We start from the raw sequence: 15,715 nt of genomic DNA, 5'->3' as shown, positions 1-15,715 counted from the left end.
AATCAAAACGGGATAAATCACACATTTATAGAAGCCAACTTAGTAATTCAATGAAGAATTTTAGCGTGTTAACACCGCCTAGTGTCAAAAAAGGCCAACAATTTCAGACCTTATCAACTCTAGGGGGCGTTTCTCAAGCCATAACGCTTGCGAGTTTAATCACCCAGCATTCTGGTACCAGTTTAATCGTCACCAGCGATACACCCAGTGCATTACAACTGGAAGTTGAACTTGCCTATTTATTGTCTCAATCTGATGTCAATGTGTGTTTATTTCCCGATAGAGAAACCTTGCCTTATGACAGTTTCTCCCCTCATCAGGATTTGATTTCTCAACGGTTAGAAACCTTAGCTCAAATGAGCCAAAGCCAGCACAATGTCATTATTGTGCCGGTGAACACGTTAATGGTGAAATTGCCACCTAAGTCTTTTTTAACCGCTAATGTGATGTTGCTTAAAAAAGGTGACACCTACAGCTTGCAACAAGTTAGACAGCACCTGACTGACACAGGTTACTACTTAGTAGACCAAGTCTATGAGCACGGTGAATTTGCTATTCGCGGCTCTATCATGGATATCTTCCTAACAGGTTCTGATGAACCCTTACGCATAGAACTGTTTGATGATGAAGTTGAATCAATTCGCTATTTTGATGTAGATACCCAACGCTCGAAACAAGAAGTCGATGCGGTGCGCATGCTGCCAGCTAAAGAGTTTCCTACTGACGCAGCAGGCATTGAGGGCTTTAGACAACGTTATCGTCGCCGCTTTGAAGTCATCTCAAAAGAAGCAGAATCCGTATACCAATTAGTCAGTCGCAACCTAATGCCTGCGGGTATTGAGAATTACTTGCCGCTATTTTTTGATGATTCCGCCAACTTATTTGACTACCTGCCAGAGAACACCCAGCTAATCACTTTGGGCGATATAGAACAAGCCAGTAAAAATCACTTAACTGAGATTAATGCTCGTTATGAAGACAGGCGCGTAGATCCACTAAGACCCCTTTTAGCCCCGCAAGAGCTTTATTTACTGATTGATGAGCTATTCGCGCTGTTTAAAAATTATCAGCGTTCGCAGTTTGCGCTATGCACCGAAGAACACGCTAAAGCCCAATCTGCTAATGTCTCTGCATTGCCCGACATCAATGCCAATCATAAATTAAAGCAGCCGTTAATTAACCTGCAACAATACAGCGAAAACATTAAACAGCTTGTTTTTTGTGCTGAATCAGAAGGCCGGCGCGAAGCATTAATCGAACTATTAGCCAAAATAGACATAAAACCCAAGCTATTTACTCATCTTGATGAATACCTCAATGCCAAAACGGCAAAAAACAGTATTGGCCTTGTCGTTTCACCACTGTCTCGCGGTTGTGTCATTCATGACTCGCCTAAAGGCGAAGTCAGCATTATTTGTGAAACTGAGTTATTCGGCCAACGAATCTCACAGCAACGCCGCCGAGAAAAGCAAAAACAAGTTAGTTCTGATGTATTAGTTAAAAACCTAGCAGAACTAAAAGTCGGTGAGCCCATTGTCCACCTTGAGCACGGTGTTGCCCTTTATAAAGGCCTAGTGACACTCGATACAGGTGGCCTTGTCGCTGAGTATTTGCAGCTTGAATATACTGGCGGCGATAAACTTTACGTACCAGTGTCATCATTGCATTTAATCAGTCGTTACAGTGTCGGCGCAGATGAAACGCCTAGCTTAAATAAACTTGGCAATGAAACTTGGGCTAAAGCCAAGAAAAAAGCCATTGAAAAAATTCGCGATGTGGCTGCAGAATTACTCGATGTTTATGCGCGTAGACAAGCTCGCCCTGGCGATGCGATGAAAATTGAAGCTGAGGAATATGCCCAGTTTGCCCAAGGTTTCCCATTTGAAGAAACCGTCGATCAAGAAACGGCTATTGAAGCAGTTTTAACTGACATGCAAACTCCAATGGCAATGGACAGATTAGTCTGTGGTGATGTTGGTTTTGGTAAAACCGAAGTGGCCATGCGAGCTGCATTTGTTGCCGTTAATGCTGGCAAACAAGTGGTCGTACTCGTGCCAACCACCCTGCTTGCCCAGCAGCATTACGAAAACTTCAAAGACCGCTTTGCCGACTGGCCTGTGGTGATTGAAGTTATGTCACGCTTTCGGTCAGCAAAAGAGCAAAACCAAGTATTACAACAGCTATCGGAAGGTAAAGTGGATATCGTAATTGGTACCCACAAACTGCTTCAGGCTGAAGCCAACTTTGATAATTTAGGTTTATTAGTGATTGACGAAGAGCACCGTTTTGGTGTGCGTCAAAAAGAGAAAATCAAAGCATTACGTGCCAATGTCGATATCCTCACATTAACAGCAACACCAATCCCGCGTACTTTAAACATGGCGATGTCTGGCATGCGCGATTTATCTATTATTGCCACGCCACCAGCGAAACGTTTAGCTGTTAAAACTTTTGTGCGTGAATACGATATCGCGACGGTAAGAGAAGCCATTTTACGTGAGATCCTTCGTGGTGGTCAGGTTTACTTTTTACATAATAATGTTGAAACCATTGAAAAATGTGCCCAAGACATTCGTGAATTACTGCCAGAATCTCGAGTCGTTACAGCCCATGGGCAAATGCGAGAACGAGAACTTGAAAAAGTGATGTCAGAGTTCTACCACCAGCGCTTTAATGTTTTAGTGTGTACCACGATTATTGAAACCGGTATTGATGTTCCTAGTGCCAACACCATTATTATTGATCGTGCTGATAAGTTTGGTTTAGCTCAGTTACATCAATTACGTGGTCGTGTCGGTCGCTCGCACCACCAAGCTTATGCTTATTTGATGACACCACATCCTAAGCTTATGAGTGCAGATGCCCGTAAACGTCTAGCAGCAATTGATGCATTAGAAGATTTAGGTGCAGGATTTATGCTTGCTACTCAAGATTTAGAAATCCGCGGTGCTGGCGAACTGCTCGGTGATGAGCAAAGTGGTCATATTTCAAAAATTGGCTTCAGTCTTTATATGGAAATGCTTGAATCAGCAGTAAAAGCATTAAAAGAAGGCAAAGAGCCATCACTCGCTTACATGCTCAATTCGCAATGTGAAGTAGATTTACGTATTCCAGCACTATTGCCTGACGATTATGTATCCGACGTTAATATGCGTTTATCATTGTATAAACGTATCGCCAACTGTGAAACCGAAAAGATGCTTGATGAGCTTAAAGTTGAGTTTATTGACCGCTTTGGCTTACTGCCAGATGCGACTCGAAATTTAATGGAGCTTACACTTTATAAGCACCAAGCGACTGCACTAGGCGCCAGTAAAATTGAGATGCATGCTAAAGGCGGCAGTATCGAGTTTACTGATGACCATAAAATTGACCCTATGTTTATCATTGGTTTATTACAAAGTCAGCCACAAATTTATCGAATGGAAGGCTCAAATAAGTTAAAGTTCACTATGCCTGCAGAAACAAGCAAACAACGTCTAGACTTAATTAAGACATTGTTAGAGCAATTAGCTAAACACCGTATTGGAGAAACTAAATAGTGCTGCGTAACTTTGCTATTTCCATTGCCGCTTTAACAGCGATAACTGTATCAATTCAAGCTCAAGCAAAAACTTGGTTTGAGGTTGAAGTATTCGTATTCGAAAGACAGTCAAACAGCTTGGAGCAGTGGCAAGAAAACACTGCAATGCCTGCTAACCGCAAAAATATCGACTTAATCACGCCAATGATCAGTAATGACATAACAGGTGTTGCGCTAGGCTTAACAGGTTGCACTTCTACAGACTGGACCAGCAGTGAAGTCGATTGCCAAGACCCATTAGTCAGTGCAAATAAAACGACGTTCCCAAGCCAAGTACCATTATCAATTGCAGCTGATGAGCCCCAAGTAGCTTATTTAGAAGAAGGACCGTTGCTATTAGCAGAGTCTCAAAGTGAATTTGCAGACATTATTAAAACGGTTCGTCGTGAGAAAGATGTACGCAGTTTACTACACTTAACTTGGCAGCAAGATATGCAGTCACGTAACCGAGCTAAGCCTATCCGAATTTTTGCAGGTAAAGACTTCTCTGAAGAATATGATTATGCAGGAAACCCCGTTGCCGAAGAGATAGAAGACGAATTCACTACATTTGATTTCTCTTCATCGTTTGGCAGTTTTGTTGATGAGCCACAAACTAAACCAGTATGGGAACTCGACGGAAATATAAATATATATCTTAGCCACTACTTGTTTATTGAAACCAACCTTGCCCTGCGTAAGCCAATTAAAAAACAAACTAACACTAACGATTACTATCAATACAGTACCGAAGGCAATGACGAAACAGTCATGAGTCCATTCCTACAATCTATACCTATGGTTCAAAACCGCCGGGTAAGATCTGGTGAAGTGCATTATTTTGATCATCCAAATATGGGGATTATTATGCAAATCAGAAAAATGGAACAACCCACGACGACAAAACCTGCAGATTTAGTAATTGAAGATGATTCACTGATTGAATTAAATGCTGAACCTGTAACTGAATCGATGGCTTCTGGTATCAATTCGACTCAAAGGCAACTTAATTAAACGCCAGTTACTAGACTAGCTTTAGCAAAATGAAAACCGAATGGGTATTATTAATAATACGTTCGGTTTTTTTACATAAAAAAACAGCTAACCATTCGGCTAGCTGTATTAAGCAAAAATTTGCAAATAATATGACATTGATATAAATGAGTTTAAGTCGCATGTTAAACTCACTTGTATCATTTTGTAACACAATCACAACATTTATGCTAACTATTAAAGTTTAACTGCTCAGCAATTAACCAAAGAGTCAGTTTATCTTTAAAAATGGCAATAACGTTACTTAGCTATAGGTTACTTAGCTAAAATTTGCTTGGCTAACATCTGCGCTTTTTCCCAACGTTCAGTTGAGCCAAGACTGATCATTACTTGCGTCATATCTGCTTTAAGCTGCTGAGCATTTGATTTGGGTGCCTGTGCAGGCCAAGTAAACTCTGACAATAAGGTTTTCACCCCTTCTAGGTCATTACAGACCAAAATCATATCGCAGCCTGCTGATAATGCAGCTTGAGCGCGACCTAAATAATCACCGGCAAATGAAGCCCCTTTCATACCTAAATCATCTGAAAAAATAACGCCATCAAATGCTAAATCTTGGCGCAACACATCTTGTAGCCAATAAGATGAAAAGCCCGCTGGGTTAACATCGACTTGTGTATAAACCACATGTGCAGGCATTACCCCATTCAGTTGTTGTTGAGCCATCAGCTGTTGGAATGGCTTAATATCATGGTTAAAGATGTCTTCTTTAGGGCGGTTATCTTCAGCCATTGCCACATGGGTATCTGCTTTGACACTGCCATGACCGGGGAAATGCTTACCCACTGCGGCCATACCCGCTTGATTCATTCCTTCAATAAAACTTGCAGCTAACAAGCTGACTTCCTGTGGGTTTGGACTAAAACTGCGCTTACCAATAACATCACTAATGCCGTTTACATCAAGCACGGGGGCAAAACTTAAATCAATATCACAAGCCACTAATTCTATCGCCATCAAGAAACCCAGCTCTTTGCTCCAGCGCTGCGCTAAGCTCATATCTCCATTTGCAGCGGGTAGAATATCTCCCATAGCAGGGATAAGGGAAAACTCATCTCTAAAGCGCTGCACTCGACCACCTTCGTGATCAACTGCAATCAATAAATCAGCACGAATACTGCGAACCGACTTAACTAAATCAATCAACTGGCTTTTATTAGAAAAATTGCGGGTAAATAAAATGATCCCCCCCACTTGTGGATGCTGTAATAAAGCGGTTTCTTCATCGCTGACACTGAGTCCAGCTAAATCCATCATTAAATAACTCACGCTAACTCCTATTTATACCGTAACGCTACCAGCTTGATTGTCCATATTACGAAAAAATCGCCATTGTGATCTCGGCTGCAATTACTTCAACTAATCTGAAGCTAATCGCATAAAAAAATCTAATGAACACTCTCATAAAAAGTATGGGATACTCAGTAAAATAACTAAAAAAGTTTACAAAACCGTTAGGTAAATACTGCTTTTAAATCTGTTTTTAATTACTGACTATTATGCAGAGAAACACAAGATAGAGATACAGTTAACCAAGAATTGTTAATCTAAGTGGAAGCTTTATCAACACCGCGGTAATTGAATAAACGACTATAATAAAAACGACTGAATACTAAGGTTGATAACAATGATTAGCGTATTTGATATGTTCAAAATCGGTATTGGGCCATCGAGCTCCCATACTGTCGGACCGATGAAAGCCGGTAAGCTGTTTATGCAGCATTTAGCAAACCAAGGTTTGTTAGAAAAAACCGATGAATTACGTTCAGAACTGTTTGGTTCGTTAGGCCAGACAGGTAAAGGTCATGGTACGGGTAAAGCGGTTATTTTAGGCCTAATGGGTGAAGATCCTGATACCGTTGATACTGATGCCATTGATAACATTCTTGAGCAAGTTTCCGCTAATCAAATACTGATACTCGCTGATGGCCGCTCCGTTAAATTTACCCGTGATAACGGCATTACCTATCATCGCCGCAAAAGTTTACCCGCCCATGCTAACGCGATGACCTTATATGCATTTAGCCAAGGCGATTGTATATATGAACGAACTTATTACTCTGTCGGAGGCGGTTTCATTCTTGATGAAGATGAAATAACCCAAACTAACGCATCCCCAGCTACTCCAATCAAATCAGCTCCTTATGATTTTGATTCTGCTAGCCAATTATTGGATGTATGTTGTGATAATGGGTTAAGTATTTCATCGCTCATGATGGCTAACGAACTCAGCATCGCCTCAGAAGAAGACGTTAAACAAGGTTTGTGGAATATCTGGCAAACCATGAAAAACTGCATCGAACGTGGTTATCAAAAAGAAGGTATGTTACCTGGCGGCCTTAAACTTCGTCGCCGCGCCCCTGCGCTTTATCGTCGTCTGCAAGCCGAAGGCCGTAATAACATGGATCCATTAACAGCAATGGATTGGGTCGATTTATTTGCGTTATCAGTTAATGAACAAAATGCCGCGGGCGATCGCGTCGTCACCGCTCCGACTAATGGCGCAGCTGGCATCATTCCTGCTGTACTGTGTTATTACCACACCTTTGTGCAAGAAGTAGACATTGATGTATGTTGCCGCTACTTATTGACTGCTGCTGCCATTGGTATTTTATATAAGAAAAATGCCTCTATTTCTGGTGCTGAAGTCGGTTGCCAAGGTGAAGTGGGCGTTGCTTGCTCAATGGCTGCTGCTGCGTTAACCGAAATCATGGGCGGCACGGTCGAACATGTAGAAAATGCCGCTGAAATTGGTATGGAGCACAATTTAGGATTAACTTGCGACCCTGTTGGCGGCTTAGTACAAGTACCTTGTATTGAACGAAATGCAATGGGGGCAGTAAAAGCCATTAACGCTTCACGTATGGCACTTCGCGGTGACGGTAATCATAAAGTGAGTTTAGATAAAGTCATCAAAACCATGATGGATACCGGTAAAGACATGCGCAGTAAGTACAAAGAAACTGCCAAAGGTGGCCTAGCAGTCAATATCGTTGAATGTTAAATCCGCTAACTCACACATAGTGCGATATTTTAAAACACTAGAGCACTGTTTTACAGCTTAGTGATGACGACAAAAGAGGCTATTCAGCCTCTTTTTTGTTTAAAGCGTGAGCCTTTTGATTGTTTTTTAGATAAAAATACTTTTAGTATGTGAATGCATTCATCAATAAAGAGCAATCAATGAAAAATATTATCTGCGATATCGATGGCGTTTTACTGCACGACAACAAGCTCATTCCTGGAAGTGATAAATTTATCCACAGAGTGCTCGAGCAAGGCAATCCTCTGGTGATTCTGACCAACTACCCTGTTCAAACTGGCAAAGATTTACAAAACCGCCTTGGTGCTGCAGGCATTAATGTTCCTGAAACCTGTTTTTACACATCAGCAATGGCTACCGCGGACTTTTTAAAGCACCAAAAAGGCAGTAAAGCATACGTTATTGGTGAAGGCGCCCTGACTCACGAGCTTTACAACGCTGGCTTTACGATTACTGATATTAATCCTGACTTTGTGATTGTTGGTGAGACTCGCTCATTTAACTGGGACATGATCCACAAAGCCTCCCGTTTTATCGCTGATGGGGCTCGCTTTATTGCTACAAACCCCGATACTCATGGTCCAGCATACAGTCCTGCTTGTGGCGCCTTATGCTCACCTATCGAACGCATTACCGGTAAAAAGCCATTTTATGTGGGCAAACCAAGCTCATGGATAATACGCTCGGCGCTAAACCACATTAAAGGCCATTCAGAAAATACCGTCATTATTGGCGATAACATGCGCACCGATATATTGGCAGGTTTTCAAGCGGGTCTTGAAACGATTCTAGTCACCAGTGGTGTCAGCCAAATGGCTGATATCGATAAAGAACCGTTCAGACCTAATCATGTATTTAAATGTGCTGGCGATATCGATGTCGTATAAGTTTAAATCCTTAACCATGCTAAAGACTCTATCTTGTCTTATTTAAGTTTACAGAGCATTCGGTGATAACTGTCTCACTGTAATGCTCTGTCAAACCACTATAATTTAGATTAATCTGCTACACATCCATTCGGTTAACATTAGGTAACATAATTTCAGGCTTGGACACTTGTTTGAGATATTTGCTTGATTCATTATGCCTTCATAGTAATAACCCTTGTGTGCCTGAACCGTGAATTCATTGAAAGAAGTTCACCTATGAAATCGTTACGTTATTTTCTGAATTCTGGCCCCTATATCATCTAAAAATAACAATAGGATTACCTATGAAGCAATTATTCTCTTTATGTGCGCTTGCCTTATTAAGTGCATGTAGCCCACAAAATTCGGATAAATCCGAATCAGTACCTACTCCGACAGCAACAAAATCTGAAACGACCTCATCGATAAGTTTTGATGAAGCGCGTTTTCGTAGTGATATTAAAACCCTTTCTTCTGATGAATTTGAAGGCCGAGCGCCCACGACTAAGGGTGAAATGCTCACATTAGACTATTTGTCAGCTGCTTTTAAAGAAATGGGGCTAGACACAACATACCAAGATACCTACCTACAACCAGTGCCTATGGTGAGTTATACCGCAAGCGAAGCGCAAAAAATTAGCTTGGCTGACATTAACATGAACTACCGAGATGATATTGTTTTAAGCACCCGTCATGACAAAGGTGGCGTTGATATTAAAGATGCTCCCCTCGTTTTTGTTGGTTATGGCGTTAATGCACCTGAGTATCAGTGGAACGATTATCAAGATCTCGATATGAAAGGAAAAATCGCTGTTATCTTAGTTAATGACCCAGGGTTTGCCCATCCAGAGTCCGATAAGTTCAACGGTAAAGCCATGACTTACTACGGCCGCTGGAGTTATAAATTTGAAGAAGCTAGTCGCCAAGGCGCATTAGGTGCAATCATTATCCATGATACTGCGCCAGCATCTTACCCTTGGGCAGTCGTTGAAAACAGTTGGACAGGTGCTCAACAAGATTTGGTCTTCAGTCAAGAAATACAAGATGCACGTATTGATGTTGAAGGTTGGATAACAATGGACAGCGCTAAAGCCCTATTCAAAAAAGCAGGTTTTGAACTTGAACCCTTAATGGCACGCGCAGCTGATAGCGCAATTAACGTAGATTTAAACCAAACCGCCGACATTAGTTTTTCCAGCAAAGCTGAATACGCAGACAGCTATAATGTTGTTGCAACACTTCCAGGAAGTGACGCCAGCCAAGAGCATATTTTGTTTACTGCTCACTGGGATCATATTGGTATTGATGAAACAAAAGATGGCGATAATATCTATAATGGCGCCCTTGATAATGCATCGGGTACCGCAGGTATATTAGAAATCGCTCGTCAGTTTGCTGCGCAAGCAAAGCAAGGTAATGGGCTAAAACGCTCGCTGACTTTTATTGCAACAACAGGTGAAGAGCAAGGCTTACTGGGTTCGCGTTATTACGCAGCAAATCCAATTTACCCGATTGATAAAACCGTTGCGGTGTTCAACTTAGACAGCACAAATGTTTACGGTAAAACCCAAGATTACACCATCGTTGGTAAAGGTCAGTCAGAACTTGAAGCATACTTAATAGAAGCAGCCAAAGGGCAAAACAGAACTGTAACCCGTGAACGTAACCCGGCATCAGGCGGGTTCTTCCGCTCAGATCATTTTAGCTTTGCGAAACTCGGTGTACCTGCAGTATTTGCCGGTGGCGGCAGTGTTCCGCTAGATGAAGCAACTGCACAATATAAAGAAGCTATGCAGGCACAAATGAAAGGTTGTTATCACAATGTCTGCGACCATTATCGAGCTGACTGGGATTTATCTGGCGCATTACAAGACTTAGCTGTTTACTATCAAGCTGCGCAAGCACTGGCTAACAATCAAGATTGGCCGGGTTATTACAAGGGATCGGAGTTTAACAGCTTACGACCAGCTAAAGACTAACTCAGCTAGCCTCACTTACTTTACAGCAATATCCCTTGGTGAAACTTCCCAAGGGATTTTTGTTTAAATTAACAGCAAATAAATCACTTTTCTCACTATTTTAATTTAGCTCGTCATGATTCCATAATCTCAAATAGGCTTATGGATTAATTGGCTAAAAATAAATATTCAACAATAATCCAACCCAATTCTTAAGTGATCCTCAAAACCACCCCACACAAAAACAAATTAACACCACCAAAAACACCAAAATGATGAGGATTACTCAAAAAACACTATTGAACCTTACCTAAAATGCTGTCAAAGTGAATCTCAGATAAAGATTATTTAGTTTGTTTTACGTTTTCTGGAGCCACATTATGTGTTCAATTTTTTCGATTTTAGATATTCAATCAGACGCTAAAGAACTGCGTCAAGTGGCTTTAGAAATGTCAAAGCTATTACGTCACCGTGGACCAGATTGGTCTGGCATCTATGCTGATGATAAAGCGATTCTTGCCCATGAACGCCTTGCCATTGTTGACGTTGACCACGGAGCTCAGCCATTAATCAGCGAAGATGACAGTATCGTTTTAGCAGTAAATGGTGAAATTTATAACCATAAACAACTTAAAGAAGAGTTAGGTGAAAAATACCAATACAAAACCAACTCAGACTGTGAAGTCATCTTAGCTTTATACCAAGAATACGGTGTAGACTTTTTAGACAAGCTAAACGGTATTTTTGCTTTCGTTCTTTACGATAAAACAAAAGATGCCTTTTTAATTGGCCGTGATCACATGGGCATTATCCCACTTTACTCTGGCCGCGATAGCTTAGGTAACTACTACATTGCCTCTGAAATGAAAGCACTAATGCCTGTATGTAAGACTGTAGAAGAGTTTAAACCTGGTCATTACCACTATTCTGAAGATACTGATTTAACCGAGTACTACCAACGTGATTGGCGTGACTATGATGCAGTTAAAGACAACCCTGCAAGTAAAGATGAGCTGCGAGATGCACTCGAAGCTGCAGTAAAACGTCAACTTATGTCTGATGTACCTTATGGCGTTTTATTATCAGGTGGTCTAGATTCATCCGTTATTTCGGCAATTACTCAAACGTTTGCAAAGCGTCGTATTGAAAACGACAGTGAAACCGATGCTTGGTGGCCGCAACTGCATTCATTTGCTGTTGGTTTAGAAGGCGCACCAGATTTAATTGCAGCGAAAAAAGTCGCTGACGATATTGGTACGATTCACCACGAAATCCATTTCACTTTCCAAGAAGGTTTAGATGCGATTAAAGAAGTGATTTATCACCTTGAAACCTATGACGTTACGACTATTCGTGCTGCGACTCCAATGTACTTAATGGCCCGTAAAATTAAAGCCATGGGTATCAAAATGGTGTTATCAGGTGAAGGTGCTGACGAACTGTTTGGTGGTTACTTATACTTCCATAAAGCGCCAAATGCACAAGCATTCCATGAAGAGTTAGTACGTAAATTAGATAAACTTCATTTGTTCGACTGCTTACGTGCAAACAAAGCTATGGCAGCATGGGGACTTGAAGCCCGAGTACCTTTCTTAGACAAAGAATTTATGGATGTTGCCATGCGCATCAACCCTGAAGCAAAAATGTCTAAAGATGGCCGTATTGAGAAAAACATTTTACGTGAAGCCTTTGAACATGCATTGCCACATGAAGTGGTATGGCGTCAAAAAGAGCAATTCAGTGACGGTGTTGGTTACTCTTGGATTGATGGTCTTAAGGACATCGCTGCAGAGCAAGTGGATGACTTACAACTGGCCAACGCTAAATTTAGATTCCCGTATAACACACCAGAATCTAAAGAAGCTTATTACTACCGCAGTTTCTTTGAAGAGTTTTTCCCACTAGAGTCTGCAGCGCAAACGGTACCGGGTGGCAAAACAGTGGCGTGTTCAACACCTGAAGCATTACTTTGGGATGAAAGCTTACAAGGAATTAACGACCCATCAGGTCGAGCTGTTAAAAACGTTCATGACAGCGCTTATTAATTATTAAGTTAATTTCAGTAAAGCCACCTATAAAGGTGGCTTTTTTGTATAGGTCTTTAGAATTTTCACTTGCTAATTTATGTTGCTGTTTTAATGCAGATTACAGATAATTCATCACACATTTTCAATAGCAATACTGCTTTATTCTTCAATAGGTAACTTATGTCTGATGTGACCATTTTTCATTTAGAAATGAATTCAGCCGATCAACTAAAAGCTAAAACTGATGCGAAAGGGTTAACAGTGACAAAAGCTGAAGTTGCTCAATATGAATTTAACCGTTTTCTATATCAGTTTGTCGGCGCAGCTTGGGAATGGACTGACAAACTGGCTTGGACAGATAAGCAGTGGCAAGATTACAGTCAAGATAGCAAGCTTCATTTGTATGTGGCCTACTTTGAGGGTTCCCCTGCCGGTTACTTTGAGCTTCAGCAACAAGATAATGGCACTGTTGAGATTATGTATTTTGGACTTGGAGTTCGATTTATCGGCAAAGGCATGGGCGGATACTTACTAAGCCAAGCCATTGAACAAGCATGGGCTCTTGATAACACCCAAAGAGTTTGGGTGCACACTTGCTCGCTTGATCACCCTAGTGCGCTTAAAAACTATCAAGCTCGAGGGTTTACCTTGTTCAAAACAGAAATTGAAGCTTAAGAAAAGGGAAAGTTCAAAGTGTAACCTTCTGAATAGTCGATTACTCTAAGCCTAATTCATTCAAACTGTTATTCATCTAAAAATACTGGTTTCTTCACCAAACGCGCGCGCTCTGCCAAATCAGCTAAGTGCGCTGTTTTATCACTGTAGTTCATTTTATGCCAGGCTAAAATCTCTTGATGGGTGCGATGGCAGCCTAGACAAACATCATTTTCATTTAAACAGCAATTGGCCACACATGGCGAGCGAACATCATTCAGACCAGACGGCATATTCATTCCCATTAATATCTGCAAAATGAAATCGCTTACCACCTGGGAAACTGAATACAGGTTTAAGAATTGCGCCACCAGCCGCTAAAATTTTACGCTCGCTGGTTTCAAGGCATTGGCTATAAAGCACAATTAATGGACAGCCCGTGTTTAGGCTAAAGCCCTGCTCTGCTTGGTAAAAGCCACCATCTATACCCACATCCAAAAAGCAGCTATATTCGGATCCATAATCCTTAAAATGCCAACCAAATACTTCAGTAAAAAATACTTTTGTTTTGACTAAATCGAGGACAGGAATTTCTAAGTAGTTAATTTTATGATGTTGAGACATAAGTAACCCCTTAAGTAAGATGGATATTTTTGAAAGCTTGACGATATAAAGAGTTTTTTCGAAATATCGGTGATATCTAACACACCCTAATTCGCTCTACGTTCTGTTCAGACTTTGAAAGTGTCTAGATCTTAGTTCAAAATAGAATAATTATCAGAGGATGTCGAACTTGAATGTAACAGCAGTAACTCATGCATTGCTGTACATAAATGACTAAACCATGGCCAGAATATCTAAGACCATGGCTTTATCAGAAAAATGAAGTATTTATAACTTTAAGTACAAACTTTCTGTTGCAAAACTTAAATGCAAAAGCTCTGATTTAAAAGTACTAATTCAAAAGTGCAGAATAATAAATTACGACTGCAAAAATGCCGCTACTGCACCAATTAAACCACCAAATACGCCGCCCCACACCACTAACCAACCTAAATGCTTGCGGATCATTTCTTGAATAATATCTTTGACCATTTCAGGAGTTAATTCATCAAGACGCTGATCAACAATATTAGACACTTTATCTTGCAAATCAGCCATAACATTAGGCTGCTCAAGCTCATTGATTAAAATTTGGTTAAACTCTTCGCTCTGAGTCAACTCTGTCAGTGATTGTTTCATCTTATCAATAAAAGGCTCTTTCAGCGGTATTAGTGCTTCAGTACCACCGAACATAGATAACATCCCGCCGAACGAAGAGTTTTCAACTGTCGTCACTAGTGCGTTAAAAGACGGTTCAAGATCCACTTTATCTATTACGGGGGTTAAATCGATAGCGCTTGCGCTATTTTCAGTTAGTAAACGATCTATATTCTCTTGAGTAAAAAACTGTTCCATCATCAGATGTTTAATACCCGCTTTAAACTCTTCAAATCTTGAAGGAATAACGCCTGAACCATATAACCCAGGAACTTTTTCAAATAGCATGTGCACAGCTAGCCAATTGGTTACCGCGCCAGATAAGGCAAATAATCCTATAGTAAATACCATGGTGATTTCTGCAAAATAGCCAATCAACACTAATGCTGCTGCAATGACATTCGTCACTAAACTCTTGTTCAACCTTAAATCCTCGGACATAAAAAAACCTCTGGCATTTTATCAATTTCCAAAGGCTATGTGCTACTGACTATTTAATAAATTTAACTACAAACCAGAATGGTACAAGTACATCCCTTCAGTTTCGGTCATATTCGATAAACTTCCTTCGAGTTCGTTATCAAGCACTTTAGTCCGCTTAACTAACATGACTTCGGTTCCAGCTGCTAACATTTTGGCTTTGTCGATTAACTGAGCAGCAATACCTTCACCACGACGAGATGCCTCAACAAATACATCATCAAAATACCAAACAGGCTTAAGTAACAATGAAGAATAAGAAGGATAAAGTTGCACAAAACCGAGGCACTTTTGCTGCTCCAATGCCATAAAAATCATTGAGTCATTTTCAACTAAACGAGTTTTAATAAACTGAAGGCACTTCTTAGGTTCAGATTTAAATCCCATAGATTGCCTATAGTCATCAAATAAATTAACTAAAACGACGGTATCTAACTCTGAAGCTAGTCGAATCTGCATGCTTTCATCCTTGAAAATGGTAGTTTTAAAGCAATATGCCTGTGTGATGGTCATCCTTGAATATTATTTCAATATCAACATGCTCTTTGTGACAATCATACAACAAAGTATTTACTTACTAGTTTATACAATCGAGAGAGTCAAGCCATACCAATCAACAAACGGCTTAAAAAGTTCATTAATACATAAGCTTAATTATAAATACTACTTTTGTCCATTAAAAATAACTAATGAATAAAAATTGTGAAATATTCTAAAACATGCGGACAACTGAACCTTAAATTCGCTAAAATGTCTAAACAATTACTGAC

The 15,715-nt window shown here is 40.5% G+C and carries 12 protein-coding genes; 7 read left to right on the top strand and 5 right to left on the bottom strand.

Features of this window, described 5'->3' with window-relative positions:
• Window positions 1–50 precede the first annotated feature (50 nt).
• Together mfd and QPX86_RS08675 are read left to right on the top strand one after the other, a co-directional pair.
• The gene (gene mfd, locus QPX86_RS08680; RefSeq protein WP_285164937.1) at window positions 51–3,542 is read left to right on the top strand and encodes a transcription-repair coupling factor; all 3,492 of its coding nucleotides are present in this window, start codon (window positions 51–53) and stop codon (window positions 3,540–3,542) included.
• Entirely contained in the window at window positions 3,542–4,576 is a 1,035-nt protein-coding gene (locus tag QPX86_RS08675; RefSeq protein WP_285164936.1) for a peptidoglycan binding protein CsiV, read from the top strand. The genes mfd and QPX86_RS08675 overlap by 1 nt, the downstream gene beginning before the upstream one ends.
• 294 nt (window positions 4,577–4,870) lie before the next feature.
• Here the strand turns inward: QPX86_RS08675 and nagZ are convergent, their stop codons facing one another.
• Window positions 4,871–5,884 carry a beta-N-acetylhexosaminidase gene (gene nagZ, locus QPX86_RS08670; RefSeq protein WP_285164935.1) on the bottom strand — a complete coding sequence of 338 codons (1,014 nt, stop codon included), beginning with the start codon at window positions 5,882–5,884 and terminating at the stop codon, window positions 4,871–4,873.
• Window positions 5,885–6,242: 358 nt separating this feature from the next.
• Here nagZ and QPX86_RS08665 point away from each other — a divergent pair, with 358 nt between their 5' ends.
• The 5 genes from QPX86_RS08665 to QPX86_RS08645 all read left to right on the top strand — a co-directional run bounded on the left by QPX86_RS08665 (window position 6,243) and on the right by QPX86_RS08645 (window position 13,226).
• Entirely contained in the window at window positions 6,243–7,619 is a 1,377-nt protein-coding gene (locus QPX86_RS08665) for an L-serine ammonia-lyase (protein WP_220754573.1), read from the top strand.
• Between the two features lie 179 nt (window positions 7,620–7,798).
• Complete coding sequence (locus QPX86_RS08660; RefSeq protein WP_220754581.1) at window positions 7,799–8,545, top strand: HAD-IIA family hydrolase; 747 nt, start codon at window positions 7,799–7,801, stop codon at window positions 8,543–8,545.
• Window positions 8,546–8,871: 326 nt separating this feature from the next.
• Window positions 8,872–10,545, top strand: coding sequence for a M28 family metallopeptidase (locus QPX86_RS08655; RefSeq protein WP_285164934.1), 1,674 nt, complete (start codon window positions 8,872–8,874; stop codon window positions 10,543–10,545).
• A 359-nt stretch (window positions 10,546–10,904) separates the two neighbouring features.
• Window positions 10,905–12,569, top strand: coding sequence for an asparagine synthase B (gene asnB / locus QPX86_RS08650; RefSeq protein WP_285164933.1), 1,665 nt, complete (start codon window positions 10,905–10,907; stop codon window positions 12,567–12,569).
• 162 nt (window positions 12,570–12,731) lie between these two features.
• Window positions 12,732–13,226, top strand: coding sequence for a GNAT family N-acetyltransferase (locus QPX86_RS08645; protein WP_220754584.1), 495 nt, complete (start codon window positions 12,732–12,734; stop codon window positions 13,224–13,226).
• A gap of 68 nt (window positions 13,227–13,294) precedes the next feature.
• On the opposite strand, the gene QPX86_RS08640 is transcribed toward QPX86_RS08645, so the two are convergent.
• The 4 genes from QPX86_RS08640 to QPX86_RS08625 all read right to left on the bottom strand — a co-directional run bounded on the left by QPX86_RS08640 (window position 13,295) and on the right by QPX86_RS08625 (window position 15,404).
• Window positions 13,295–13,504: a DUF1289 domain-containing protein gene (locus QPX86_RS08640; RefSeq protein ID WP_285165154.1), complete on the bottom strand. Its 210-nt coding sequence runs from the start codon at window positions 13,502–13,504 to the stop codon at window positions 13,295–13,297.
• Complete coding sequence (locus QPX86_RS08635) at window positions 13,479–13,829, bottom strand: VOC family protein (protein WP_285164932.1); 351 nt, start codon at window positions 13,827–13,829, stop codon at window positions 13,479–13,481. Before QPX86_RS08635 ends, QPX86_RS08640 begins: the two co-directional genes overlap by 26 nt.
• A gap of 357 nt (window positions 13,830–14,186) precedes the next feature.
• Entirely contained in the window at window positions 14,187–14,888 is a 702-nt protein-coding gene (locus tag QPX86_RS08630) for a DUF445 domain-containing protein (RefSeq protein WP_285165153.1), read from the bottom strand.
• A gap of 84 nt (window positions 14,889–14,972) precedes the next feature.
• A complete protein-coding gene (locus tag QPX86_RS08625) occupies window positions 14,973–15,404 on the bottom strand; it encodes a GNAT family N-acetyltransferase (RefSeq protein WP_285164931.1) in 432 nt (143 codons plus the stop codon).
• Window positions 15,405–15,715: the final 311 nt, after the last annotated feature.

The organism is Shewanella goraebulensis (genome assembly GCF_030252245.1).
Lineage (GTDB): Bacteria > Pseudomonadota > Gammaproteobacteria > Enterobacterales > Shewanellaceae > Shewanella > Shewanella goraebulensis.
The sequence above is the reverse complement of the archived record's forward strand: the minus strand, read 5'-3'. Positions and strand labels throughout refer to the sequence as shown.

Excerpts from the sequence above, each read along its gene's own strand:
- mfd (WP_285164937.1), top strand. The coding sequence starts at position 51 with ATGAAGAATTTTAGCGTGTTAACACCGCCTAGTGTCAAAAAAGGCCAA.
- QPX86_RS08665 (WP_220754573.1), top strand. The coding sequence starts at position 6,243 with ATGATTAGCGTATTTGATATGTTCAAAATCGGTATTGGGCCATCGAGC.
- QPX86_RS08660 (WP_220754581.1), top strand. The coding sequence starts at position 7,799 with ATGAAAAATATTATCTGCGATATCGATGGCGTTTTACTGCACGACAAC.
- QPX86_RS08655 (WP_285164934.1), top strand. The coding sequence starts at position 8,872 with ATGAAGCAATTATTCTCTTTATGTGCGCTTGCCTTATTAAGTGCATGT.
- asnB (WP_285164933.1), top strand. The coding sequence starts at position 10,905 with ATGTGTTCAATTTTTTCGATTTTAGATATTCAATCAGACGCTAAAGAA.
- QPX86_RS08645 (WP_220754584.1), top strand. The coding sequence starts at position 12,732 with ATGTCTGATGTGACCATTTTTCATTTAGAAATGAATTCAGCCGATCAA.
- QPX86_RS08640 (WP_285165154.1), bottom strand. The coding sequence starts at position 13,504 with ATGAATATGCCGTCTGGTCTGAATGATGTTCGCTCGCCATGTGTGGCC.
- QPX86_RS08635 (WP_285164932.1), bottom strand. The coding sequence starts at position 13,829 with ATGTCTCAACATCATAAAATTAACTACTTAGAAATTCCTGTCCTCGAT.
- QPX86_RS08625 (WP_285164931.1), bottom strand. The coding sequence starts at position 15,404 with ATGCAGATTCGACTAGCTTCAGAGTTAGATACCGTCGTTTTAGTTAAT.